Raw genomic sequence first — 25,536 nt, forward strand, 5'->3', positions numbered from 1 at the left:
AGCCATCGCCGGTGGCGGCCGTCAGAATGCCCGCAGTGTGAGATACCAGTTAATCAGCGTATGTGGTGCGGGAGTGTTGAAAAAACGCTGCAGAACATAGCCGCCCGCAAATGCAGCGCCCATGGCGACGGGCAGGGGAATTCTTCGGGTTTGCGTCAGCGCTTGAGCGCGTTGCTGCTGCAGCAGGGATACCGCACTTTGGCGCTGTAATTCCATTTCTTCCCGGCAGTGTTCAATCTGTCTGTTTAAAGAGCGCAGTGACATCATTCAGTGCCTCACTTGCCTGCTTTTTACTTTCTTCAAAGCCGAGCATCCCGCGCAGGCGGTTGATCGATAGCAGCAATCCGGAAAAAACCAGCAACTGGGTCAGGAAGAAAATCCCGAAACCAATATAGATAGACTGGAAAAAGTAATAGCCGAGTAATCCCAGACCTGCGCACAGGCTTACGATCAACGCAACGGCGAGAAAAAATAGAAACAGCAGTAAAACGACAATGCGCTTTCCTGCGCTCAGGGTGCGCTGGAACTCCAGCTGTACTAGGCGGGTGAAGTTTTCCGACCAGGCGGTGGCCAGTGTCATGGTCGCTTCGGCCCGTTGTACCAGGGCATCGATTTCGGATTTAATGGCAGAGAGTGACTCACCGACTTCAGACTCTTTCTCATGGCGTGCCCGGCTGCTGGTTTCTGCAGCCGGGTCAGGGGATTGCTGAACGCCTTCCGTGCTCGTGGTCGATGCAGCGCCGCTGTTAGCGGCATCCTGTCTCTGTTCCGGTTTTTCTGATCCGGCCATGCAGTGATCCCCAGAATCGCCAGTAAGTTACTGCCAGTAAGTGACTACTAGTGGCCTTTTAAGGCCCGCGTCCGAACATTCTGGACGTTGTGGTTACCTTGGCTATTTTTTCGGTTACTTCAAAATCTTCGCAATCAACCAGCCGGCGGCAAAGGCACAACCTACGCTGACGAGCGGATGAGCCTTGATGGAGCTTTCCGCGCGCTCTGCCACATCGTGGGCGCGTTGCTTACCTTGCTCTACGCCGGCCTGGGTGCGCGTTTTCACCTGATCGGCGGTCTCCCGAGCGCGTGTTTTGACCTGATCTGCCGTCTCACGGGCGCGGGTTTTTACCTGCTCCGCCGTATCGTGCGCGGCTTCCCCGGCCAGATTGTAGGCTTGGTGTAATTTGTCACGGGTTGAGTGTGTGCCACTGTTGGGCATTTTTGCAGATGCCATGACGCTCTCCTCTGATAGTCAGGTTGAGCGCGAAGGATAGGCTTGTGGTGGGGGAGTTGGCAGAGAAAAAACACCGATAAAAATAATCGGTCTTAGCGAGTGACGCGATAGATCGAACAGGCGTGAACCGGGCGGGCTTTAGGTTTATCAAGCCCCAGACTACCCGGTCCCGCATGCACAGTCCTGCTCCGCGCACGACAGTTTCACACGTTGTACCAGGGGCCGTCCGGGGCTCTTTATGCAGGAAACTGTTGGGTGATATTGTCGACCACACCGTCGAGCAGTCTCTGCCGGCTCTCGCGGCTGATCCAGGCGTTGTGGGGGGTAATGATCAGGTTGGGGATGTCGTCGGCCAGCAGCGGGTGGTCGGCGGGCGGTGGTTCCACGCTCAACACATCCAGGGCTGCGCCGGCAATATCGCCGTTGTGGAGCGCGGCAAGCAGCGCTTTCTCATCCACCAGCCCGCCGCGGGCCGTGTTGATCAGAAAGGCGGAGGGTTTCATGGCCGCGAGAAAGGCTGCGTCCACCATCTGGTCGGTGGCTGGTGTCAGCGGGCAGTGCAGGCTGATGACATCCGACTCTGCCAGCAGTTGGCTGAGGGGTACCCGCCCTGCTTTTTGCGCCCCGCTGAAGGACTCGGCAACCAGCACGTCCATGCCTAGCGCTTGTCCCAGCTGCGCGACCTTCTGCCCGAGATCGCCGTAGCCGATGATGCCCAGTTTCTTTCCCGCGAGTTCAATCACCGGGTAATCGAGGCGGCAGAACACCGGCGATGTGGCCCAGCTGCCGTTGCGCACGTCCGCGTGATACTGGTGCCAGCGGGTGGCGAGGGCGAGGATCAGGGCGAGGGTGTGTTGCGCGAGGGATGCGCCGGTATAGCCGGTGACATTTTTAACCGGGATATTTTTTTCCGCGGCGGCGTCCAGGTCGATGTTGTTGGTGCCGGTGGCGCACACGCAGATCAGTTTCAGGTTTGGGGCACTTTCAATCAACTGCCGGTCGAGCACCACCTTGTTGGTGATCACCACGTCCGCGTTGGCAATACGCTCTGCGGCCTGTTCGGGCGAGGTGGTTTCAAAAAAATCCCACTGATCGAGCGCGTTTTTCAGAGCGGCCGTATCCAGCTCCTCCAGTTTCATCGTCAGCGTATCGAGAAAAACCCCACGCATTTCCAATATCCTTTTTAATCCAATGAAGTTGCAGCTAAGGCCCTCAGGGGTCGCCTTCTGCAGAACGATTGCCGATGAGGTTGTGGAGCAGAAGGCGACCCCTGAGGGCAGCCCGGAACTTCAAACAAAGCCCCGGGCGCGAGCCGGATTTACATCACCCGCATACCCGGCTGCGCACCGGCGTGTGGCTCCAGAATCCAGAGGTCTTTGCCCCCCGGGCCCGCCGCCAGCACCATGCCTTCACTCACACCAAAACGCATCTTGCGCGGCGCCAGGTTGGCCACCATCACCGTGTGCTTGCCAATCAGGTCTTCCGGGCTGTAGGCGCTCTTGATGCCGGCAAATACATTGCGGGTCTCGCCACCCAGGTCCAGGGTCAGGCGCAGCAGCTTGCCGGCACCTTCCACATGCTCCGCATTGGCAATGAGCGCAATGCGCAGGTCGACCTTGGCAAAATCGTCGAACTGGATCTGCTCTGCCAGTGGATCGTCCGCAAGCGGGCCGCTCGCTGCCTTCGCTTCTGCCTGCAGCTGTGCAAGGGATTCCTTCGCCGCTTCCTGCATCGCTTCCACCTGGGTTTTTTCCACACGCTGCATCAGTGGCTTGAACTTGTTGATGGTGTGGCCGGCCAGCGGTGTCACGGCGGCGTTCCAGTCCAGTGCCACACCGAGGAATTCCTCGGCTTTGTTCGCGGTTTCCGGCAGTACCGGTGCCAGCCAGGTCATCAGTGCGCGGAACATGTTCACGCCCTGGGAGCAGATCGCCAGCACTTCCGCTTCCTTGCCTTCTTCCTTCGCCAGCGACCAGGGCGCCTTGTCGGCGATCCAGGCGTTGGCGGCATCGGCCAGCGCCATGATTTCACGGGTTGCGCGGCTGTATTCGCGCGCTTCAAAGAATTCGGTGATGCGCGGCGCGGCTTCCACAAACTGGTTCCACAACGCGGCGTCGGCCAGTTCGCTGGCCAGGACACCGCCGGATTTGCTCACAAACTTGGCGGTGCGCGAGGCGATATTGACCACTTTGCCCACCAGGTCCGAATTCACCTTGGCGATGAAGTCGTCCAGGTTCAGGTCCAGGTCGTCGACACCGGCGGTGAGTTTGGCGGCAAAGTAGTAGCGCAGGTATTCCGGGTTCAGGTGGTCGAGATAGTTGCGCGCATTGATAAAGGTGCCGCGGGACTTGGACATCTTCTTGCCATTCACGGTCAGGAAGCCGTGCACGCACACCTTGCTGGGGGTGCGGAAGTCGGCGGAATCGAGCATCGCCGGCCAAAACAGGGCGTGGAAGTTGACGATGTCCTTGCCGATAAAGTGATACACCTCGGCGCTGCTGTCCTTTTTCCAGTATTCCTGCCAGTCGAGGCCTTTCTCATCACAGTAATTTTTCAGGCTCGCCATGTAGCCGATCGGTGCGTCCAGCCACACGTAAAAATACTTGCCCGGGGCGTCGGGGATTTCGAAGCCGAAGTAGGGGGCATCGCGGGAAATGTCCCACTCCTGCAGCCCCTCATCCAGCCACTCGGCGAGCTTGTTCGCCACTTCGTTCTGCAGGTGGCCTGCCCGGGTCCACTGCTTCAGGAAGTCGGTGAAGGCCGGCAGGGTAAAGAAGAAGTGCTCGGACTCCTTCTCCACCGGTGTGGCGCCGGAGATGACGGAGACCGGGTTGATCAGCTCGGTGGGACTGTAGGTTGCGCCGCAGGCTTCGCAGTTGTCGCCGTACTGGTCTTCGGTCTTGCACTTCGGGCAGGTGCCCTTGATGTAGCGGTCGGCGAGGAACAGTTCCTTCTCAGGGTCGAACGCCTGGGTAATGGTGCGCGAGGCAATGTGCCCGTTGTCGCGCAGGCGCTTGTAGATCATCGCCGACAGTTCGCGGTTTTCTTCCGAGTGGGTGGAGTGATAGTTATCCACACCGATCAGGAAGTCACTGAAGTCCCGCTGGTGCTCGGCCTGCATATTGGCAATGTGTTGCTCGGCGGTCAGGCCCAGTTGCTCGGCTTTCAGCATGATGGCGGTGCCGTGGGCATCGTCGGCGCACATATACAAACACTGGTTACCCTGTGCGCGCTGGAAGCGGGCCCAGATATCCGTCTGGATATATTCGAGGATATGGCCCAGGTGCAGGGAGCCATTGGCGTAGGGCAGGGCGCTGGTGACGAGGATGTTTCTGGGCTGGGTGCGAGTCTGAGACATCGTTGATTCCAAAAGCTGCGAGACTGGATTGTCCAAGTAGTTCAGGGGCGCTTGCCGGTGGACCGGAGCCACCGGAAAAGAGCGCGGAATATAGCAGAAATGGGCCCTGCAAGGCACCCGCGATGGGCCCCGTCACCCTTGTGTTGGCAGCAGACCTTGCCCACAATGCTGCCGCAAACCCACGCGGGAAATCCAGTCCCGTCAGCTAGCAGCGAGGATCGCAGTGTGACCGACCATCAGCATGAACATGACCACGAGGATATTCCCGCAGACGTCCAGGCCCAGCTCGAGCGCGTAGCCGAGGTGATCGGCGCGCTTGAAGATCCCGCCACCGGGCTACCGCTGGATCAGCTGGAGGCCGATATTGAGGTGGGCTTTGATGACGGCACGTTATTCACCGGCGTGACCCTGGGCTATCCCTGCGCAAGCCAGCAGGACGCCTGGGCCCAGCGTATTCAAACCGCCTGTGAACCGCTGCTCGCCGACGGCCCGCTCGAGGGCGCGTCGGTCCAGAGTGATCTGTATTTCGATATCGGCCGTACAGGTTCCAGTGAGGGTGTCGAGGCCCTGCGCGCGGTGAAGAACATTATCGCCGTTGCTTCCGGTAAAGGAGGTGTGGGCAAGTCCACCACGGCGGTGAATCTGGCACTGGCGCTGGCGGCCGAGGGCGCTTCCGTGGGCCTGCTGGACGCGGACATTTATGGCCCCAGCCTGCCCACCATGCTGGGCACGGAAGGGCTTCGGCCGGAGGTGCAGGGCGGCAAGTTTTTTGTGCCGGTTCCGGCGCAGGGATTGCAGACCATGTCGCTTGGCTATCTGCTCACCGAGAGCACCCCAGCGGTGTGGCGCGGGCCCATGGCCAGTGGCGCGCTGAACCAGATGCTGACCCAGACATTGTGGGGGCAGGGCAGTGAAGACGGCGAGCTGGATTATCTCGTGGTGGACATGCCTCCGGGCACCGGCGACATTCAGCTGACGCTGGCACAGAAGGTGACCCTGTCCGGTGCGGTGATCGTGACCACGCCCCAGGACCTGGCGCTGGTGGATGCGATCAAGGGCGTGGAGATGTTCCGCAAGGTATCGGTGCCCGTGCTGGGCATTGTGGAAAACATGGCGCTGCACACCTGTTCGCAGTGCGGTCACCGGGAGCCGATTTTTGGCACCGGTGGCGGTGAAAAGATTGCGCGGGATTACCAGACCCGGGTGCTGGGGCAGTTACCCCTGGCGATGTCCATTCGCGAACAGGTAGACAGTGGCCGTCCGACGGTGAAGCAAGACCCGCAGGGCGAGGTCGCCGGTCTGTACAAAGCGATTGCACGAAAAGCCGCGGCACAAGTCTGGCTGTTCGGCGAAGAAGACGGGGTGCCAGACATCGAGAATGTCTGAAACTGGCGCCCTCAAGCACATGTCTGTTCTAATCGGGGCATGTTTACAGTCAGTTTATAGGTAGGCATGCCAGGGCGAGATCATTGGCTGCTCAGGGGATAGACAGTTGAGCTTTCAAATTCGATACGATGCGCCAAACCGCGTAGTGCGGGCGATATTTTTCGACGAGGTCACCATCGAGGAGAAGATGGCCTCGGCGCGGCAGATAGCGGAGAAGTATGGCCACCTGCATCCCCTATTGTTGGTGGTGGATGTGCGTGAGGCCAAGGTACTGCTGGATATGCAGCAGAGGCAGGAGTTTGGCGTCTACGCCGCGACCCTGCCGGGCCTCAGCCATGCGCACATCGCCGTGTTGCATGCACCGGACCACAATGCCAACGTCGGTATCGATCAGGCGGCGACTGCCAAAGGCCTCAGGGTGGTGGAGTTCCTTACCGAGCACGCCGCGCTGGAGTGGCTTGCCAGCAGGGAGTCCTGAGTGCAGGGCTCTCTTTTTACCGCCAGCGCTTAACCTGTTACCGACGAATTCCCTTTCGCCTGCTCGGCCTGTTGGCGGCGCAGCTCGCGCTTTTGCTCCCGGCGCGCCAGGGTAGTGGCCTTGGCGTCGTGACCGAGATGGTCTTCGCCCCGCGCCTTCGCCAGCTGTATCTGCTTTTCACGCTCGCGGAAGCGGGCCTTGTCGGCCTCTGATACAGAATCAAAGCAGTGCGGGCAGCTGACGCCCTGTTCAAACTGCGCGGACTGCATCTCTTCATCCGTGACTGGCATCCGACAGGCGTTGCACTGTTGGTAGCTGCCGCGCTCCAGGTCATGATTCACGGTGACCCGGTCGTCGAACACAAAGCATTCCCCTTTCCACAGGGTGTCTTCCTTGGGCACATCCTCCAGGTATTTGAGGATGCCGCCCTGCAGGTGATAGACCTCGTCGAACCCCTGTTCTTTCAAATAGGCGGTGGACTTCTCACAGCGGATGCCGCCAGTGCAGAACATCGCCACCTTCTTGTGCTTTTGCGGATCCAGGTGCTCTTTTACGAACTGGGGAAATTCGCGGAAGCTGGTGGTATTCGGGTTGACCGCACGCTCAAAGGTGCCCACCTGGAATTCGTAATCGTTGCGGGTATCGATCAGCAGGACTTCCGGGTCTGAAATCAGCGCGTTCCAGTTGTCCGGTTTGACATAGGTGCCCACCGTGCGTCGCGGGTCGATGCCCTCGACGCCCATGGTGACGATTTCCCGCTTGAGTTTCACCTTGCTGCGCAGGAACGGCATCTCTGCGGTGTAGGATTCCTTGTAATCCAACTCCGCCAGGCGCGGGTCAGACTTGAGGTAGGCGAGCAGGTTATCAATTCCGCTGCGGCTACCGGCGACGGTGCCGTTTAGCCCCTCGCGAGCCAGCAGCAGGGTGCCGCGTACCTCGTTGTCGAGCAGGGTCTGGAGCAGGGGTTGGCGCAGGGATTCGTAGTCTTCGAGGCTGACAAATTTGTACAGCGCGCAGACCACAACGTCGGTCGCGTGGGTCATGGTGTTGTCCTTTTGCTGGCCGGAGCGTAAATCCGGGGCAGTGGGTAAAAATCGCCGCGCATTCTAACGAAAAATCCCTGTGCTGTCGTACACTTTTTCGACAGCGGAGGGCGCCCCGTGACCCGTGATTCATTGGGCGCGGAAAACTCCGCATTTTTCTTGTCGCCCGGTTGCCAACGAGGTTGTTCCCATGGCCGATGATACTACCCCCCAAGAATCCCCACTCAGCCGCGTCTACAGCGATGGCGATCACACGGTCAACATCGATATATATGCCGATGGCGAGGGTGGCTGGTTACTGGAGATTGTTGACGAGCACAACAACACGACCGTATGGGAGGACGCCTTCGATACCGACGAAGCGGCGTTGCAGGAAGCCCTGGACGCTTTGAAAGAGGAAGGCGTTGGTGCATTCATTGGGCCGGTGGATACCGAGGCAAGTGGCAGCTGGGAAGCGCCCTAGGCTGGTGGAGGGGCTGTGGTGCGCACTAGCGTCGATGACTCGATGCGGCAAGCTCGTTTGCAAATAAAACCCTCGGTGTACTGCAGCTTTTCAGGGGCCTGCTAAGGTTATACATAGAAGGGAATCGCGACAGTGTAACAGCACTACCCAATCGCGGCGCCGCCAACGGGCATCAAGGAATGTTGCCCTGGCGGTGCCAACTGATCGCGGTCACCGGGCCGCCACAGTTGCAGATGTATAAAGTGTGGTTGCTCTGCATGAAAAATTTCCTTCCCATTCTTGCTATTCCCCTTTTGTGTTTTTCTCCCGCCATGCCGGCGCAGTCGGGTATTGCCCTGACACTCTCGGATGATCGGGTGATCGATGTGGATCTCGCCGAGGCCAAGCTGATCTCGGAGTTGAATGGCTATGCGATCATTGCCGGTCGAACGTGTATCGACTGCGATGAAAATACCGCAATTTTCCTTGAGCGTATTGACGACCGGGACGGCCAGCCAGAGCGCGCGCGGCCGGAGGGTGAGGAACCGCCGGAACCCGAGGAGTTCGCGCGGCTTGAGCAGGGCAATGTTGCGGGCAGCACCGCAGCGCAACGGGATCAATCCCAGGCAGAGCTGGAGGGCAGCGAAGACGGTGTGACAGACGTCGACCTTTCCGGCGAGCGCTTTACCTATCCGGGCACCTATCGGGATTACCTCACCAAAGAGCTGGTGGAAAAGACCCGCATGTTTTATGGCAATTGCCATGAAAGTTCACCGGCGCTGTTGTGGCTGAGTGAATACCGCACGAATAAGGGTTGGGTAAAGGAAGAGTACCTGTTGGTGTTTCGCGATGAGGGGATTGAGCACCGCTACAATCAGGCGCGTCAGCCCAGCATGTTAAATATCGACAACGAGGATTGTCGCGAGCTTGTGGGGGTGGAAACCACCACGGAGCCGTAAATAGTGTGCTTTTCCTGCAAGCAACAAAAAACCCCGCACAAGCGGGGTTTTTTGTATTCATACAGCCTGGGTCTGCCCGCGTGCGCAGGGCGTCCCCGGGCAGCGGCGACCTATTTCTTGTCGTGGTTCCAGATGATTTTCAGCTTCTTCTTGCCCCACTTGCGGGCCTTCTTGATATCTTCTTCCATCCACACGTCAATGCGATTGGTGTAGCGTTTGTTCATCCGGTCGCGCACGGTGTAGGTGCCCGGCAAGCCTTCGATTTTCACTTTGGCGCCGTTGGTCAGGCCGTGCTTTTCCAGGTCGCGGGAGACCGCGATGATCTTGTCACCGGGGCGCAGGCGGTTGTTCCAGGCGGCTGTCCAGGGGTCGTCATCGGTCTGGCCTTCAACGGAGTTGTAGGCGGTCGCGGTGACGGTCATGGACTTCTTTTTCTTCGCAGGCTCCTTTTTGATCGCGGCAAAGGCGTCGCCACCGGCCAGTGCCGAGAGGGAGGCTGCGAGTACAATCACGTACTTTTTAAGACTCTGTCGCATAGTGTTCAGTACCTCCGAAGGCGCTTGGTCGCAGATGGGTTACATCTGCTGGGCCTCCAAGTTGATTTCTTCATAAGTGATCAATGTTTGATCAGGGTTGGCCATATTAAAGATCCACGGCGGGTAATCAATCTTTGCGGCGCAGACCGGTGAATCCCGCATAGCGTTTTCGTTTAGTTTTGCTTTGGGGGCTATTTGGGCTCAGATTGTCAGGAAATAAGGAAAAACACCTAGTTGGGGCACCGTCGCAATCCTAAATAGCCCCTCAGTGGGTTTCTTTCGGGTACGGGGTTGCCAATCCCGGGGCGTCGATGACAGCGATGCCTTCTGCGGCTGGTGGAATTTTGTACGATTGGGGCGCGGCGACTCGCTATCCTGTGGAACAAAATTTTTTTCGATTTATTTACGACCGATAGTTCAGAGTCACCCCGGTTTTTGATGACAGCGTTGTAGGCGGAACGCTCATCACAAAAAATACGATAAGTCGAAAGGTTCAGCCTGGATTTGTCTCGTGGGGAAGCAGCCAGACGGAGTTTTTCCCCATTCTGGCGAAAACGGCAAGCGGAAGACTTTTCCCGCTCGTTTGTGGGGTTAGGGTGCTAGGAGGATGGTCCTGGGGGGCTAAGGGTGGAGTACCGGAGGCGGCGGCGGAATATTCGGCCCCCGGCCCCCGGAGCTCAGATGGCGGTATTCCCCACCGGACGCGAGGGGTTGACCAGTTCCCGCAGTGCCGTCAGGTACGCCTGGTCTTCTTCCAGATCGGCAAACCCATGGCGCTGGTCCAGCGCCACCGCCCGCTCCAGCCACTCAATGGCCTCCTCCAGATTGCCCTGCCACTCGCACACCTGACCAATGTTGAAGGCGGTAATGGCGAGGTTCTGCCAGTCTTCTTCGCGGCGCAAGGCGTCGATGGCACTGCGGTAGAGCAGGTAGGCATTGCGCAGCATGGCGGCGCGTTTGGTGGGGTTGTCCTGCAGGGCCGAGTGCTGGTGGTAGGTGTGGGCAATGGCCGAGCGCACCCGCGCGGCGGAGTGTTCGAAGGGCAGCCCGGGGGACGATTCAATGTAGCCGAGCACCGCCTCAAACTGGCTGCGGGCCAGGGGGTAGAGATCTGGCTGCTGCCCGCCGAGGGCATTCAGGATGATGCCGTAGCGGTAGCGCAGCTGGTTCTGGCGGTGGGGCTCAGAGGCGAGGCCGGCGATGGCCCGCTCGTACAGGGGCAGCGCCTCGTCGTAGCTACCCTCAAGGGCCAGCTCTTCCGCTTGCAGGATAAGCGGTGAGGCGTCGATGTCGGCGCCTGCCGCCTGGGCGTGCGTGACAACGGGGGATGCAAGGCAGATTGCCAGCCCCAGCGGGGCGAGCAGGCGGCCTCGGCAGAGGGGTCGCAGGCGCAACATGGTCAGTCCATCTCAGGGTTCGCCGCGGCCTGAAGACCGCGACGAACAGGTTAGTGATTACTGACAGTAAACCCCGAATCTTCGATCTGCGCCAGTAGTGCCTGCAACGGATGGCGCAAATTGACCTCTGCAAAGCGCTTGCTCTGGCAGCGACAGGAGTAGCCGGTGGCCAGTGTGGCGCTGGTATCGCCCTGCAGCTTGGGGGCCCAGGACTGCTGGAAGATCACCCGCGAGGTTTCCTTGTTGGCGGTTTCATGGCCGTAGGTGCCCGCCATACCGCAGCAGCCCGCCGCCTGGGTCTCCAGCTCCATCCCCAGTGCGCGGAATACCGCCTGCCACTGGCGCGCCGCGCCGGCGGCATTGGATTGCTCGGTGCAGTGGGGCAGCAGGGTAAAGCGCCGACTCTGGAGGCGGTTGCGGTTGCTGGCCAGGTGCTCGGTGTGCTGCGCCAGCCACTCCTGCAACAGTTGTACCTGGGGGGCCTTGTCCCCCAGCAGCTTCTGGTATTCCCCGCGGTAGGTCATGGTCATGGAGGGATCGATACCCACCAGCGGCACCCCGCACTCCGCCAGGCTGTTGAGCATGGCGCTGTTGCTGACGGCGGCTTGGGAAAACTGGCGCAGGAAGCCGTGCACATGCAGCGGCTTGCCGTTGGCGCGATAGGGCGCTACCAGGGGGTTGAAATCGAGCAGCTTGAGCAGGCGCAGGGTGTCGGCCACCACGTCGGCATCGAAGTAGCTGGTGAAGGCATCCTGCACGATCACCACCGCCTTGGCGCGCTGTGCCGGCCCCATGGCGCGCAGGGATTCCCGGCTGGCGTAGGGAACCCCCAGCTCCTGCATGGCCTGGTCGAGGCGCGTGGCAGACAGCTTGGGCGAATCCGTCAGTCCCAGCCCGCGCTCCATCAGCCAGCGCACGGGCTTGAGCCCCAGCGGCCAGTTGTATAGCTGCGGTACCCGTGCCAGGTGCGGCATCATGAATTCCAGTCCGCCCACAAAGTAGTCCTTGAGCGGGCGCAGATAACGGCTGTAATAGAGTTCGAGGAACTTGGCGCGGAACGTGGGTACATCCACCTTGATCGGGCACTGGCCTGCGCAGGATTTGCACGCCAGGCACGCCTGCATGGACGCATTCACCTCGTGGCTGAAGTCGTATTCACCGCGGGCGCGGGCCAGGGAGTTCTTGATCCGCCCCGGCAGCCCGATCAGGAACGACTGTTCGCGACTTTTGCGCGCCACCGCCTCCGGGTCCACCGAGCGCTCGGCCAGCAGGCGCAACCATTCGCGAATCAGCGAGGCGCGCCCTTTCGGCGAGTGGATGCGGTCGCGGGTGCCCTTGTAGGAGGGGCACATGGCGTCGTCCGGATTCCAGTTGAAACAGGCACCATTGCCGTTGCAGTAGACCCCTTCCGAGTATCCCTCCCACACCTGTACCGGAATCTGCCGGTCGTGTTCGCCGCGGGTGGGGACCTCATCAATCTTGAGCAGGCCGGAGGCGGCGCTGGGGGTGGCAATCTTGCCCGGGTTCAGCTGGTTGCGGGGGTCGAAAGCCGCTTTGATTTTCTGCAGCTCCGGATACAGCTCGCCGAAAAAGGCCGGTGCAAACTCCGAGCGCACACCTTTGCCGTGCTCACCCCACAGCAGGCCGTTGTACTTCTGTGCCAGGGCGACCACTTTCTCGGTGATGACCCGCACCTGCCTGGCCTGCTCGGGGTCTTTCATGTCGATGGCCGGGCGCACATGCAGTACGCCGGCGTCCACATGGCCAAACATGCCGTAGTCGAACCCGGCCGCATCCAGTGCCGCGCGAAACTCGCGGATGAACTCGGCGAGGTTTTCCGGGGGAACCGCGCAGTCTTCCACAAAGGGAATGGGGCGCTGCTCACCCGCGACATTGCCCAATAGCCCCACGGCGCGCTTGCGCATGCCCCAGATTTTATTGACCTCACTGTGACCGCGGGCAATGGTGTAGCCGAAGCTCTTGCCCGGCTGGCCGATGCGGCCATCCACATGGTCGGTGAATCGTTTCAGCGCTTGTTCCAGCGCCTCTTCGGAATCCGCGGTGTACTCCACCAGGTTGATGCCCTTGACCGCGCGTTCGTCCTGCGGGAAGAACTCGCTGACGCTGTCCCATACGATGTCGCCCATGGCCAGCTGCAGCACCTTGCTGTCCACGGTTTCGATGGAAGTCGGCCCCGCCTTCATCAGATCGGTGGCGTCCTTGAGCGCATCCTGGAAATGGTCGTAGTTCAGGTTCACCAGTGCGGCGCAGCTGGGGATTTTCAGCACGTTGAGCTTGGCCTCGGCGATAAACCCCAGGGTGCCCTCTGAGCCACACAGAATATTGTTGAGGTTGAAGCGGCCATCCTTGCCCGGGTCCCGGTCGCGGATGTGCGCCAGGTCGTAGCCGGTAAGACAGCGGTTCAGTTTGGGAAACTTGGCTTCGATCAGTGCGCGCTTGCCGCGCTCGACGCTGTCCACCAGCTGGTGGATTCGGCCAGCGCGACTGTCCCGATGTGCGATGTCTTCCACCTCGCCGTCGTCAATGGCGTGGGAGTGCCACAGTTCCCCCCCCATCAGCACGGTTTTCAGCTCCAGCACATGGTCGCGGGTTTTGCCGTACAGGCAGGAGCCCTGGCCGGAGGCGTCGGTGTTGATCATGCCGCCAATGGTGGCGCGGTTACTGGTGGACAGCTCCGGGGCAAAAAACAGTCCGTGAGGCTTGAGCGCCGCGTTCAACTGATCCTTGACCACCCCGGTTTGCACGCGCACCCATCCCTCTTCGGCGTTGATTTCGAGGATGCGGTTCATGTGGCGGGAGATATCCACCACGATGCCATCGGTCAGCGACTGGCCGTTGGTGCCGGTGCCGCCGCCGCGGGGCGACAGCACCACCTTGTGGAACTCCTCGCGGTCTGCCAAAGACAGCAGCAGCTGGAGGTCGTGAATATCCCGCGGGTACACCACCGCCTGCGGCAGTACCTGGTAGATGGAGTTGTCGGTGGAGAGCACCGTGCGGCTCGCATAGCTTGGGCTCGCATCCCCATGGAAGCCTGCCTGCTTGAGCGCATGCAGGAACTGCAGGTAAAGCGCCTGTACATCGTTGATTTCGCGCAGTGCTGGAATCATTCCGGGCCCCGGGATCTGGTAAGACTTGGTGCGTATCCAAGGGGTACTTGGGCAACGCGGACTGGCATTTTAGCGGCGGTGGCGTGCCGCGCAACAATTACCGGAAAAGAGGCCTCCCTGCGGGGGATTGTTGCGGGGTTGTTGCGGGGTTGTTGCGGGGTTGTTGCGGGATGGTCGCCCGGTCTTTTCGGGTCATCCGCGGTGTCGCCTGTGTCGTAGAGTACACTGTGGAAAGTAAACGCATACCTGCCCGAGATAGAGTATTGATGAAGACAGAACGGTTGCCGCGAAAAATCCCGGTAGGCATCAGCCAGTGTGCCATGGGCGATCCGGTCCGCTTTAATGGTGGACACAAACACAGCAAGGTCTGTACCGGACTGCTGGCGCAGTGTTTCGAGTATGTGCCCCTGTGTCCGGAGGTGGCCATTGGCATGGGTGTGCCGCGCAAACCCATTCACTTGCTGGTAGAGAAGGCCAGTGCCCCGGTGGACGCGGTGCGTGTCATCGGCGTGGACAATCCGGAGGTGGATGTGACCGCCCCGCTGCGTGACTACGCAGACTCGGTGGTGCCCGAGCTGGAGCGGGTGCGCGGCTATATCTTTATGCAGAACTCTCCCAGCTGCGGTCTGTACGGGGTGCGCCGCTACCTGGACAACGGGCACGGCATCGACAGTGAAGGTGTCGGTGTTTTTGCCCGGCGCCTGCAGCAGCAGTTCCCGCACCTGCCGATGGAGGAAGTGGGGCGCCTGAACAACAGTGAACTGCGCGAGAACTTCCTGACCCGGGTGTTCACCTATGATGCCTGGTTCCGCTGTGTCGAAGGGCAGGATGACCAGCCGCCGGAGCGCATGCTGAACGACGGCAATGAGGCCGATGCTGACAAGCCGCGTTCCGTGATTGCGCGCGTCATCGAGTTTTACACCGCCTATAAATACCTGCTATTGGCCCACAGCCAGGACAAAACCCGCGCCCTGGGGCGCTACCTGGCGGACGCCAAAACCATACCGGAAGACGAGCTGCGCTTTGAAGTGCGCGGGCGGATCATGGACATTCTTTCCCGTCCGGCCTCGCGCAAAGATAAAACCAACGCCCTGATGCACAGCGCGGGGCATCTGAGCGAGTTTCTCGACAAACGCGAGAAGGCCGAACTCAAGGAGTTGATCGAGGAGTACCGTCTCGGGCACAAGCCCATGTCTGCGGTGTTGACCCTGCTGCGCCACTTTTTACCGCGCAGCCCCCACAGCTTTATTCACAGCCAGGTGCTGCTGGCCGCAGAGCCCGCAGAGCTGGGCCTGTGTGACTTTCACTGAATTGATATATGTCTGAAAAAGCGTATGAACGCGGGCTGGTGTGGCTACGCAACGACCTGCGCATGGCAGATAACACAGCCCTGTATCGCGCCGGCAAGGGTTGCAAAGCCCTGGCGGCACTCTTTATTGCCTGCCCGGAAACCTGGCGCAGCCATGGCGATGGTGACAATGTGGTCGCCATGCGTCTGCGCAGTCTCTGCCAGTTGCAGGCGGCGCTGGCGAAAAAGCAGATCCCCCTGTATTTCATTGAACTTGCGCAGTTTGCCGATGTGCCGGCGGCACTGGCGCAGATTGTAGAAAAACTGCAGGTGGATGCGCTGTTCGCCAATGCCGAGTATCCGGTGAATGAGCTGGCGCGCGACCAGGCGGTGCGGCAACAGCTGAAAGCGCAGGGGGTGCCGGTGGAATATTCCACTGACCGTACCCTGGTGCCGCCTGGCAGCCTCACCACCGGCAGTGGCGATGGCTTCAAGGTGTTCACCCCATTCAAGCGCGCGTTTATAGCCCAGCATGACAATAGCGGGGAGGCCTTCTCGCCCCTGCCGACACCCCGTGCTCCGGGTGCCGACCACGGCGCGCAGTGGCCCGAGTGGATTGCGGTGGACGGCCCGAACAATCTGGTGCGTACGATACCGGATACCGTCGGTGACTATGGCGTGGCCCCCGGTGATGAAAAACGGGTGCTGGACTGGCCTGCAGGGGAGGCCGCGGGCGCGCGTGCGCTGGACGTCTTCGCTGAAAAAGTGGATGACTACGACCGCCTGCGGGATTTTCCCGCGCGGGAGAACACCTCGCGGCTGTCCCCTTATCTGAACTGCGGTGCGGTGTCCGTGCGGCAGTGTGTGAAGATGGCGCTGGAGGCAAACGGCGGGTGCTGGGTGGGCGCCAGTGAGGGCGCGAACACCTGGTTGAGCGAGCTGCTGTGGCGGGAGTTCTACCAGCATCTGGTGGTTAACTTTCCGCGGGTGTGTCGCAACAAGCCTTTCAAGCCGGAAACCGAGAACGTCCCTTGGTCGAACCGGAATGAAGACTTCAAGCACTGGTGCGAAGGGCGGACCGGGGTGCCCATCGTCGATGCCGCCATGCGCCAGCTCAATCAGACTGGCTGGATGCACAATCGCCTGCGCATGGTGGTGGCCTCTTTTCTTACCAAGAATCTACTCACCGACTGGCGCAAGGGCGAGCGCTATTTCATGCAGCAACTGGTAGATGCGGATTTCGCCGCCAATAACGGCGGCTGGCAGTGGGCGGCCTCCACCGGCACCGATGCGGCTCCGTACTTCCGGGTATTCAATCCTTACAGCCAGTCCAAGCGCTACGATCCGGATGGAGCGTTTATTCGCCAGTACGTGCCAGAGCTGGCTTCGTTATCGGACCGGGACATTCACTGCCCGCCGCAGGACCTGTTCTCCGAGGAAAACTACCCGCCGCCCATCTGCGATGTGACCGACTCCCGCAAACGGGCAATCGAGGTATTTGCTAACTTGAAGTCTTAGGATTCCTCTGATCTATTCAGTATCCGGGGATTGCCCGGAGTGACGCGCTCGCGGTACAGAGTCTTTCTGATAATTGAGTCGCCCATGAATTATAAAAAGTTGGTCAATTTCACCCTGTTCGTCGCCGGATGGTGGACCGCCCTGCTGTATGGCAATGCGCTGGCGTTAATTGCGCTGTTTGTGGTGGTGATGCTCCACTTTGTGATCTGGCGGGATATCCGGGATATGTTCGTGATACTCGGCTTTATCTTCTGCGGCTTTGCGGTGGAGTGGGCGTTTATGGCGAGCGGCGTGCAGGAATACCACTCAAGCCTGCCCCCGGCCTGGGCGATCTGCATCTGGGCCATGCTCGCCACCACTATGCGGCACTCCCTCGTCTGGCTGGCCAATAAACCCGTGTGGGCGGCGCTGGTGGGTTTTCTCGTGGCGCCCGCGTTTTACTTCAACAGTGTTCAGTTTGGCCCCGTTGCCTGGGGGCGACCGGTGTGGGAGTGTCTGCTGGCCATTGCACTGGTGTGGAGTCTGCTGGCGGCGTTTCTAAGCGGTGTACTTATCCCCTTGATCGAACAGGCGGATGCGGCCGAGAGCCGCGCGTCCTGACTGCCAAACAATCCGTCTTATCCAGAAATTCCGTTCAGCCATTGACCTATACTTGCCACGAAATTCTGCCGTGGCAAGGAGGCCGCCGTGCGCTCGAAGCAATATGTTCACTCTGCACCTGTTCCCCGCAGGTACTGCCTGCCGGGTGTTTTGGCGTTGGCGATCAGCGCTGTGACGAGTGCGCCCCCTGCCCTGGCGGAAGAGCCCATATTCCGCTCGCTGGTGGTTTTTGGTGACAGCCTTGCCGACAACGGCAACGCGGGCGTGTTTACCAACGCCGACCCGCAGGGAATCTATCCGCGTCAGCCCGCGGTTTCCTTTCTTGCCGACCATCTGGGGGTGCCCACACAGAATTCCTGCTTTGGCCTGGGCGCCGACTTCGGCGGGCTGATTCCCTGCGCGCCTGCGCCGGGCAGCCCGGACGCGCAGCTTGCCCAGATCCTTGATTCCCTGCGGGTAAATGGCCCCAACTGGGCGGTAGGGGGCAACCGTACCGCCGACGTGCTGCTCGACCTGGTGGGGCCGCAGCGTTTTCGTGCGCTGTTCCCCAATACCACCGTGGCCGATCACAATGTGCTTTCGACCATCTTGCCGGATTCAAGCCGCTGCGGCGCCGATGGGGTGTGCGGCCCGGCCGCGGGCGAGAGCCCTTATTTGAGCACTCCGGAGGTGCTTGCCGCCACCGCGGCGTTCAATAATCCGGCCGCGCTGCAGGCGCTGGTAGATGACCCGAACAACAACATCACCCTTACCGGTGTGCCGTTTGCCACCGGCCAGGGGTACCTGTCGCAGAACATGCCCTCGCGCAGTGATCTCTTTTTTCTCAACGGGGGCGGTAACAATATTCTCGACGGCGTGCGCGCGGGCAACCTGAGCCTCATGTCGATGGAGCGCGCGGCTACGTTTCTCTCCACCGCGGCCAGCGAGCTCAAGGGCGCTGGAGCCAAGTACATCGTGATGACGAATGCGCCGAGAATCGGGCGCACCCCCGCCATCGTCGCCCAGGGGCAGGCCGCCATCGAGTACGCCAACTGGGGTACCGAGTTATTCAATAATGCCCTGCGGCGGCAGCTGAACTATGACGTGGGGAATATCCTGTTACTGGATATGGAAGGGATACTGGAGCTGGTGCTGCAGGACCCGGTGGCGTTCGGCCTCGCCGACATCAACCAGAGCGCTACCTGTTATATCAATTGCGCCAACCCGGACCCGGTCTACGGTGCCAACGGCACTGATCCCAATCCGGACCTGCTGGTTTTTTATGACGGGATTCATCCCACCCTGGTGGGGCAGCGTGTGCTGGCCGACTACTACTACGAGACACTCACCGCGGCGGTGGGTTTTGGCGTGTTGCCGGACCTCGGGTATCAGAATCTGCGCCAGCATCGCGTTAATATCGATCACCACCTGATGTCCCAGCGCTACCGCGACCCTTTTACCACGGTATTTTTCGGCGCCAGTGTGGGCTACGCAGAACCGGGCGCCGGCCCGGCGATCAGTGACGAGCAGCCCGTATGGGATGGCTTTTTAGGTATGAGCTTTGCGGGTTTTGAAGACTTCGAATGGGGGCTCGGCCTGTCCTACGGCGGCAGTGAGTACGAGCCCGACAAGCTGTTTCTCCGCTCCCGCAACGTAAACTTCAGCGCCTTTGCACGCTGGGACGATGGCTTCTGGTTTGTGGATGGCGGTCTCGGCTTCTCCGACATTCAGTACGATGACATCGAGCGCAGCATCCAGCTCGGATATAGCTTCCGTCACCGGCTGGACGGAGACACCGATGGCGAAGGTTACAACGCGTTTATTCGCGCTGGTTATGATGCAAGCCGCAATCTCGCCAGCCAGATGGGCCCGTTTGTCGCGGTCGACTGGACCGAAATTGACGTGAACGGGTTTGTCGAGCGCACCCGCCCCATGCTCACCTATACAGACCGTGCGGGTCAGCCCCGCGACCCCCTGGGGCTATGGGTACACGGGCAGGACCGGGAGTATCTGCGCTACCGCGCCGGCTTCTTTTACAACAGCCCGGATGCCGCGGAACACCAGTGGTTCGGCGAGCTGTGGCTGGAAAACACCAGCGGCGACGACTTTGCCGACCTTGGTATCGGGGTCAAATCCATCTATAACAACTGGGCGCGCTTGCCGTCCTATCGCAGTGACAACACCGGCTTCTTCCAGAGTGGCGTTGGGGCCATGGTGGGGGTGAGTATCAATGAGAAGCTGCGCGTGGCGGCTGATGTATTGGTGCGACCAGATGACAGTGTGGGAGGCCTGAGCCTGAACTATCGATTCTGACGCCGAATTTTCTGCGGCAAACCGGGTAAATAAATCGGCATGCTGCGAAAACCTCGGGGGTTAATCGGCATCGATTAACCCGCCGGTTGTTATTGTGAACAGATCGATAACAACCCGAATAGATGGACGCCAATGATGTACAGCCCCCGATTCAGCAAACAGAGCCAGGCCCTGCACTCCGCGGACGCCGATGTCTGGGCGGTCAGCGATCGTGCCCACGACCTTGCGGATAAGGGGGAAGATGTCATTTTCCTGTGCGTGGGTGACCCCAACTTCGATACCCCGGAGCCCATTCTCGACTTCGCCCGCGCCCGTCTGGGTGTGGGCCGCACCCACTATTCGCCGGCGGCTGGCGAAGCCGTGCTGCGCCGTGCCATTGCCGATATCGAAAGCAAGGTTTCACCGCACCCCTGCAGCCCCGACGACGTGGTGGTGTTCCCCGGTGGCACCAATGCCATTTTTGCGGTGCTCTCCTGCCTGTTGAATCCGGGCGAGCAGATCGTCATCCCTGAGCCCATGTACATCGGCTATGTGCCGATTACCGATGCCCTGCAACTGGATGTCCGGAAAGTCGCCTGCCCGGCCCAGCAGGGGTTTGCTTTTGATATCGAAACCATCAAGCAGGCGATCACCGACGATACCCGCGCGGTCATGATCAACACCCCGGTCAACCCCACTGGAGCCATGGCAACCCCGGAGCAGTTGCGAGAACTCGCCGCCTATTGCCGGGCGCGCAACGTGTGGCTGATCTCCGATGAGATGTACTCCATGATCACCTTCGCGCGCCGCCATACTTCCCTGCGCGCGGCGGCCGAGCAGCTGGACAATGTGATTGTGATTGACGGCCTGTCCAAGTCCCACGCGATGAGCGGTTGGCGCCTGGGCTGGGCGGTGGCGCAGGGCGAGATGGTTGAACGCCTGATCGAATTTGCCGGCGCGACCATTTTTGGGGTGCCACAGTTTATTCAGGAAGCCGCCGCGTTCGCGCTGGAGTTCGATACCTATTTTGTTAGCCAGATGCGCGAAGCCTACGAGAAACGCCGCGATCTGATTGTGGAGCGGGTAGGGCGTATTCCGGGCCTCAGCTGCTACTCCCCGGATGCGGGCATGTTTGTGATGGTGGATGTGTCGGAAGTGGCGGAAAGCGGGGAAGCGTTCGCCGATGCGCTACTCAATGCCGAGCTGGTTTCGGTACTACCGGGAAAACCGTTTGGCCCCAGTGCGGTGAACCACGTGCGACTGACACTGGCGGCGGAGGAGAGCGAACTCTCCCGGGCGCTGGATCGCATTGAGCGGTTCGTGACGGGTGGTTGCCTGAAAGCAGGCTAAAACTCGCTGCTTATAGCCCTGGGAACACGTGAGGACCGCGAGTGGCTCACGTGTTCGCAACGGCGAATTGCGTTATCCTTCGGGCACCTTGCCCCGCCTCCGGGCTCAGCCGAGTTACCGGCAGAATGAAAAGTAGATTACCGTGAAAGTAGACCGCCACAACCTGAAAATTCTTGAAGTGCTGCAGACCAATGCCCGGATCAGCAATCTCAACCTGGCCGACCAGATTGGCCTTTCCGAGAGCGCCTGCCTGGCCCGGGTGAAGAAGCTCACCAGTGAAAAGTTTATCCGCGAGTTCCAGGCCGAAATCAACCTGGAGAAAGTGCGCCACGCAGAGTTTTACGTCAACGTCGCGCTGAAGCGTCAGGACTCGAAAACCAGTGAGAGCTTTCGCCGAGCCATCAACAAGATCGAGCAGATCGTTTCCTGTGTGAAAATGTCCGGTGAGTTTGATTACATGCTGCGGTTTGTATGCCCGGATGCCGCGGACTTCAATCGCGTGTCGGAACAGTTGCTGGCGGATGAGGATGCGGCGATTACCCGTATGACGTCGCACCTGGTGATTGAGAAAACCAAGCCGTTTACCGGCTACCCCCTGGAGCTTCTGTTCCAGGATTGAGCACCGGGCACTTGTTGCCCGTTAGGCCCGACCTGATTGGGCTGGTCGGACTGGTCCCGGCGCCCGCGGGGATTAAACCACCAGCGCGATGGTGCGGTCGATCAGCCACCAGGCGGAAAGCCCGCCCACCAGATAAGCGACCGGCAGCGCAGAGGCCGCCGTGATCGAGGTGCCGGTACGTACCTCCCACAATTGCACCGGTTTTACCCGCCGCAGCAGGTGCATCAGTGCCGCAACGCCGGCAATAAACGCCAGTTGACCCGCTTCCACGCCGATATTGAACAGCCCCAGAGACAGGGGGATGGCATGCTCCGGAACCCCGATTTCAGACAGGGCGCCGGCAAAGCCGAGTCCATGCAGTAGACCAAATCCAAACGCCACCACCCACGGCTTGCGTATGGCGAGTGTCTTACGCCCTTCCAGCTTGTGCAGAATTTCTGTGGCAATAAACACGATACTTAATGCTATGACGGCCTCGACCGGTGCCTGGGGCACGGTGACCACTCCCAGTACCGCAAGCGCCAGAGTGATACTGTGCGCCAGTGTAAAGGCGGTAATCGTGGCGACCAGTTGCCCGCCGCCACTCACCAGAACCACCAGGGCCAGCACAAACAGCAGGTGGTCGATGCCCAGCAGGATATGCTCGATACCCAGCACAAAATAGGTTCCCGCAACCTGCAGCATGCCCGCCCGGTTTTCGACCTGCAGCTGGGTTTGGTCTGGCATAAGGCGCCTGATCTGTTCCCGCCCATCCAGCCAGCTGATACGCACCAGCGCGTCGGTCATGGTATTGGCGAGCCCTTCGATGGAAAGTGTGCTGCCGACCAGTGCCTGCGGATGGGAAATTGCCCAGCGCTCAACGTAGTAGCCTCCGACCATCTGGGCGCTGGGCAAGCTGCGCTCGAGGGTCTGGTCATCAAACTGTACATAGAGTGAAAGACGCATCTCGCCACGGGCGGGGACTCGCCAGGTTACATCGAACTGTTCCGCTGCGGTCTGCACGATACTTAGGGCGGCCGGGCGCAGTTCATGGCCGAAGCTGATACTGGGGAGGCTGGCCGAGAGGGCGGTGCAGAGCAGGGCGATCCACAGTAGCAGGCGTCTCATTGTGCGCCCTCCGCGTCCCCTGCGGTCGGTGCCGCAACACGAATTCGGTAGTTTGCGCGCAGGGTTTCATACTGGGCCTGCAGAATATTTTTCTGCTCTGCCTGCTGCCAGTCGCGCAGTACATCCGCTTTAATTTCGGTGAAGTCGGCCTGATGCCGGGGCTCGTAGGATGAAATTCGGACCAGGTGCTCGCCATAGGCGGAGGTGAGCGGCCCCGCCCACTGGCCGGTTTCCAGCTCGAGAAACTGTTGGGAAAAATCACTGCCAAACAACCGGTCAATGCGCTCGCTGCTCACGTTGTCATAGCTAAATTCCAGAAGATTGCTGTCGCTGAGCGTCTGCGGATCGGTGCCGGCGGTGAGCTTGGTAAGTACGAGTCGCGCATCCTCAGCGACTTCTGTGCGTTTGCCGCTGTCGAGAAACACCTGCTCAAAAGAGTAGTGGGAGGGCACGGTGTACTTTTCGATGTTGCTGGAGTAGTACGCTTCCAGTACCTGATCCGTTGGCTCAATGGCGTCCACCAGATCTTTCGCGAGAAACTCCATCTTCATCCGCAACCGGCGGCGTATCACGGTATCGTTTTCGTCCAGCCCCATTTTGACCGCTTCCCGGTACAGCACTTCTTCGCGGATATATTCGTCGATCAAGCCCTGCAGCTCGTCGGGCCCCGGGGGACGTTGCCAGCCGCGCTCGAAGACATTGGACAGGTGCTGGATACGGTTCTGGGTGATGACAATTTCCTGTCCCTCTCCGGGGGAGACGGTCTGGAATAGTCCATGGAGGGCGAAGAGTGCGGCGCCAACCGCGGCGAATTGAAAGCTGGGATCCTTGATCCAACGCAAGTCCATTCACGAACTCCGAATTATGCTCTTTTTTTGACGACGGCTCGTTGCACACGTATTCCTGTGCCCATTGAGGATAGTTCAAGATTAGGAATTTGCTGCGGAGGCCCTTGAAGCCAACACCGCGCTTGGCAGGTATTTCATTTTTGAACTGGAATCCCTAAGGAGATTTGGATACCGCCGGTGCCGTGTATATAGTTGTCCGTCATTAACGGGCCAGTTTGGGCAGGCGCGTTAGCGTGGGCTGCCAGACTTACACTTGATAGTGATTACCAATGGAGTAGGCGAATTTATGAAATCAATGATTCATACCGCGGTGTGCGGCATCTTGACGGCGTGTGTGGCGGGCTTTTCTGCCATTGCCGTGTCGGAGACCATTGAGGAAAAGTATCAGCGTGCCTGTCATGTTTGCCACGCAAGTGGCGTTGCCAATGCACCCAAGGTACATGACCCGGAGGCCTGGAAGCCGCGTCTCGACAAGGGTATGGATGCGCTGGTGAGTTCCATTAAAAATGGGATGAATGCCATGCCTCCCGGCGGCCTGTGTGCAGACTGCACGGACGAGGAGTACAAGGCGCTGATCAAGTTTATGTCCGAGCCCAAACAGTAAGTGGGCACAGGCGGCCGCACTGGGCCTTCAGTCGTTCTGTTGCGCGGGTGGGGACGGGTATTTGAGAAGTTTGCAGGAACCTGTCCGCAGACAAGGTGGTGACTGGGCTATTCGCCTGCGGAACAGATCCTGCAAGTTTCAGTGTGGCCCAAGTGGCAGCGTTTGGCTTGGTAAGCCAAAAAAATCTGACGGATTTTTACACTCCTTATTTTCCCTTTCTTTTCATCCATCTCTTTGTCAACCTCGTCACTCACGCAGGGTTTGCCCCGCTTTTGTATTCGATGTGGGGGGGCGCCGGCGCGATGGCTGGTTCACTCGGGCAAATGCGCTCGCCGAAACTCGGTGGGCGTCTGGTTATGACGGCGCTTGAAGGCCGCATTGAACGGGCTCAGCGAGCGATAACCGATATCCAGTGCAATCGAGAGTACCGGCAGGTGCGCTTCATTGGGGTCGCATAAGCGGCGGCTGGCTTCATCGATGCGGAATTGATTCAGGTACTCGTTGAAGTTACGGAACCCCAGGTGCTGGTTGATCAGTGCACGCAACGCGTGCTCGCGGGTTGCCAGTTGATCCGCCAGCTCACGGATAGTCAGGCCGGTATGGCGATATCCGCCCGCTTGCATGTGCTGTTGTAATTTTGTCAGCAAAACGTGCTGGTTTGCGTCCAATGGTTCTGGCTGTGCGGGTGACGCCGCCGGGGCCGTGTGACGCTGTGTGGTTGGTTCCGGCTCATCCGCAATGCTGGGAAGTGATTCTTCCAGGGCTCTGGGAGACAGGGCGAGCAACCACAGGCAGGCGGCGAAGGCGAGAGCGCTGGCCATGATAGCGTGCAGGGTGGCAACACCCGATGGAATGGGAAAATAGGAAAATACAAATTCCGCGCACACCACAATCACCATGTAACTGCCGATCGCGATCAGCAGGCCAATGCGCAATTGCCGGCGCTCGTTCACCAGGTCGGACTGCAGCTGTTGCAGCAGGGTCGCAAGGCCCGCACCGATCAGTCCCAGTTTGCAGGGTTGTGCCAGCAGATAAAAAAATGCATGCAGATGCAGTTGGCTGGCAAGGTCGATCGCAATTTCCGTCCCGATCAAGACCCAGCCCCAGCGGGGAAATGATTCTTTGTCGTTGCACAGCTGGTGGGTGAACACCCAGAACGCACCGGGAATCAGGAGTGTGGGTAGATCGATCAGCAGGTCTGTCAGCCCGTTGTGGTCATTCAGTAACGGGCGCAGCAGATACAAAAATGCACCGAGCATCAGAATCAGAAGCCAGTGGCTGCCAACCCGGTGACGGTGTCCGATGGCGATGCGTGCCGCGGCGAGCAGCAGCAGGGCGCAGGCGGCGCCGGTAAAAAAGCGATAATCCATCGGCTA

At 59.9% G+C, this 25,536-nt stretch carries 23 protein-coding genes; 11 read left to right on the forward strand and 12 right to left on the reverse strand.

Annotated features, from left to right (window positions below; genetic code table 11):
* Positions 1-21 precede the first annotated feature (21 nt).
* From AU182_RS06020 to metG, 5 genes are all read right to left on the reverse strand, one after another.
* Positions 22-267: a hypothetical protein gene (locus tag AU182_RS06020; RefSeq protein WP_153039143.1), complete on the reverse strand. Its 246-nt coding sequence runs from the start codon at positions 265-267 to the stop codon at positions 22-24.
* Positions 233-790 carry a hypothetical protein gene (locus tag AU182_RS06025; protein ID WP_066962412.1) on the reverse strand — a complete coding sequence of 186 codons (558 nt, stop codon included), beginning with the start codon at positions 788-790 and terminating at the stop codon, positions 233-235. Before AU182_RS06025 ends, AU182_RS06020 begins: the two co-directional genes overlap by 35 nt.
* A 114-nt stretch (positions 791-904) precedes the next feature.
* Complete coding sequence (locus AU182_RS06030; RefSeq protein ID WP_066962415.1) at positions 905-1,228, reverse strand: YqjD family protein; 324 nt, start codon at positions 1,226-1,228, stop codon at positions 905-907.
* Positions 1,229-1,464: 236 nt separating this feature from the next.
* The gene (locus tag AU182_RS06035) at positions 1,465-2,397 is read right to left on the reverse strand and encodes a D-2-hydroxyacid dehydrogenase (protein ID WP_066962418.1); all 933 of its coding nucleotides are present in this window, start codon (positions 2,395-2,397) and stop codon (positions 1,465-1,467) included.
* Positions 2,398-2,546: 149 nt separating this feature from the next.
* Complete coding sequence (metG, locus tag AU182_RS06040; RefSeq protein ID WP_066962421.1) at positions 2,547-4,586, reverse strand: methionine--tRNA ligase; 2,040 nt, start codon at positions 4,584-4,586, stop codon at positions 2,547-2,549.
* Between the two features lie 225 nt (positions 4,587-4,811).
* Here metG and apbC point away from each other — a divergent pair, with 225 nt between their 5' ends.
* Together apbC and AU182_RS06050 are read left to right on the forward strand one after the other, a co-directional pair.
* Positions 4,812-5,972: an iron-sulfur cluster carrier protein ApbC gene (gene apbC, locus AU182_RS06045; protein WP_304439083.1), complete on the forward strand. Its 1,161-nt coding sequence runs from the start codon at positions 4,812-4,814 to the stop codon at positions 5,970-5,972.
* A gap of 106 nt (positions 5,973-6,078) precedes the next feature.
* Entirely contained in the window at positions 6,079-6,450 is a 372-nt protein-coding gene (locus tag AU182_RS06050) for a hypothetical protein (protein ID WP_066962424.1), read from the forward strand.
* 29 nt (positions 6,451-6,479) lie between these two features.
* On the opposite strand, the gene AU182_RS06055 is transcribed toward AU182_RS06050, so the two are convergent.
* Positions 6,480-7,493, reverse strand: a complete 1,014-nt coding sequence (locus AU182_RS06055) for a rhodanese-related sulfurtransferase (RefSeq protein ID WP_066962427.1) — start codon at positions 7,491-7,493, stop codon at positions 6,480-6,482.
* Between the two features lie 190 nt (positions 7,494-7,683).
* On the opposite strand from AU182_RS06055, the gene AU182_RS06060 reads away from it, so the two are divergent.
* On the forward strand, positions 7,684-7,956 hold the full coding sequence (locus tag AU182_RS06060; protein ID WP_066962430.1) for a hypothetical protein: 273 nt from the start codon (positions 7,684-7,686) through the stop codon (positions 7,954-7,956).
* A 257-nt stretch (positions 7,957-8,213) separates the two neighbouring features.
* Positions 8,214-8,894, forward strand: coding sequence for a hypothetical protein (locus tag AU182_RS06065; RefSeq protein ID WP_153039144.1), 681 nt, complete (start codon positions 8,214-8,216; stop codon positions 8,892-8,894).
* 110 nt (positions 8,895-9,004) lie between these two features.
* Here AU182_RS06065 and AU182_RS06070 read toward each other — a convergent pair whose 3' ends face one another.
* The 3 genes from AU182_RS06070 to AU182_RS06080 form a co-directional block, all read right to left on the reverse strand.
* Positions 9,005-9,430, reverse strand: coding sequence for a 3D domain-containing protein (locus tag AU182_RS06070; protein WP_066962436.1), 426 nt, complete (start codon positions 9,428-9,430; stop codon positions 9,005-9,007).
* Between the two features lie 677 nt (positions 9,431-10,107).
* Positions 10,108-10,827, reverse strand: a complete 720-nt coding sequence (locus AU182_RS06075) for a tetratricopeptide repeat protein (RefSeq protein ID WP_066962439.1) — start codon at positions 10,825-10,827, stop codon at positions 10,108-10,110.
* A 50-nt stretch (positions 10,828-10,877) separates the two neighbouring features.
* Complete coding sequence (locus tag AU182_RS06080) at positions 10,878-13,955, reverse strand: FAD-binding and (Fe-S)-binding domain-containing protein (RefSeq protein ID WP_066962442.1); 3,078 nt, start codon at positions 13,953-13,955, stop codon at positions 10,878-10,880.
* 266 nt (positions 13,956-14,221) lie between these two features.
* Here AU182_RS06080 and AU182_RS06085 point away from each other — a divergent pair, with 266 nt between their 5' ends.
* The 6 genes from AU182_RS06085 to AU182_RS06110 all read left to right on the forward strand — a co-directional run bounded on the left by AU182_RS06085 (position 14,222) and on the right by AU182_RS06110 (position 21,601).
* The gene (locus tag AU182_RS06085) at positions 14,222-15,265 is read left to right on the forward strand and encodes a DUF523 and DUF1722 domain-containing protein (protein ID WP_066962445.1); all 1,044 of its coding nucleotides are present in this window, start codon (positions 14,222-14,224) and stop codon (positions 15,263-15,265) included.
* An 8-nt stretch (positions 15,266-15,273) separates the two neighbouring features.
* Complete coding sequence (locus AU182_RS06090) at positions 15,274-16,761, forward strand: deoxyribodipyrimidine photo-lyase (protein ID WP_066962449.1); 1,488 nt, start codon at positions 15,274-15,276, stop codon at positions 16,759-16,761.
* An 84-nt stretch (positions 16,762-16,845) separates the two neighbouring features.
* The gene (locus AU182_RS06095) at positions 16,846-17,361 is read left to right on the forward strand and encodes a DUF2878 domain-containing protein (protein ID WP_066962451.1); all 516 of its coding nucleotides are present in this window, start codon (positions 16,846-16,848) and stop codon (positions 17,359-17,361) included.
* Positions 17,362-17,517: 156 nt separating this feature from the next.
* Positions 17,518-19,653 carry an autotransporter outer membrane beta-barrel domain-containing protein gene (locus AU182_RS06100; RefSeq protein ID WP_066962455.1) on the forward strand — a complete coding sequence of 712 codons (2,136 nt, stop codon included), beginning with the start codon at positions 17,518-17,520 and terminating at the stop codon, positions 19,651-19,653.
* Between the two features lie 132 nt (positions 19,654-19,785).
* The gene (locus AU182_RS06105; RefSeq protein ID WP_227718147.1) at positions 19,786-20,982 is read left to right on the forward strand and encodes a pyridoxal phosphate-dependent aminotransferase; all 1,197 of its coding nucleotides are present in this window, start codon (positions 19,786-19,788) and stop codon (positions 20,980-20,982) included.
* Positions 20,983-21,124: 142 nt separating this feature from the next.
* A complete protein-coding gene (locus tag AU182_RS06110) occupies positions 21,125-21,601 on the forward strand; it encodes an Lrp/AsnC family transcriptional regulator (RefSeq protein ID WP_066962458.1) in 477 nt (158 codons plus the stop codon).
* A 72-nt stretch (positions 21,602-21,673) separates the two neighbouring features.
* Here the strand turns inward: AU182_RS06110 and AU182_RS06115 are convergent, their stop codons facing one another.
* Together AU182_RS06115 and AU182_RS06120 are read right to left on the reverse strand one after the other, a co-directional pair.
* The gene (locus tag AU182_RS06115) at positions 21,674-22,708 is read right to left on the reverse strand and encodes a HupE/UreJ family protein (protein WP_066962464.1); all 1,035 of its coding nucleotides are present in this window, start codon (positions 22,706-22,708) and stop codon (positions 21,674-21,676) included.
* Positions 22,705-23,556, reverse strand: a complete 852-nt coding sequence (locus AU182_RS06120; RefSeq protein WP_066962467.1) for a peptidyl-prolyl cis-trans isomerase — start codon at positions 23,554-23,556, stop codon at positions 22,705-22,707. Before AU182_RS06120 ends, AU182_RS06115 begins: the two co-directional genes overlap by 4 nt.
* 286 nt (positions 23,557-23,842) lie before the next feature.
* Between AU182_RS06120 and AU182_RS06125 the strand changes: the two genes are divergently transcribed.
* On the forward strand, positions 23,843-24,160 hold the full coding sequence (locus AU182_RS06125) for a cytochrome c5 family protein (protein WP_082859487.1): 318 nt from the start codon (positions 23,843-23,845) through the stop codon (positions 24,158-24,160).
* Between the two features lie 311 nt (positions 24,161-24,471).
* On the opposite strand, the gene AU182_RS06130 is transcribed toward AU182_RS06125, so the two are convergent.
* Positions 24,472-25,530 (reverse strand): helix-turn-helix transcriptional regulator, encoded by a 1,059-nt coding sequence (locus AU182_RS06130; protein WP_066962470.1) that lies wholly within the window; start codon positions 25,528-25,530, stop codon positions 24,472-24,474.
* Positions 25,531-25,536: the final 6 nt, after the last annotated feature.

Source organism: Microbulbifer sp. Q7 (assembly GCF_001639145.1).
Lineage (GTDB): Bacteria > Pseudomonadota > Gammaproteobacteria > Pseudomonadales > Cellvibrionaceae > Microbulbifer.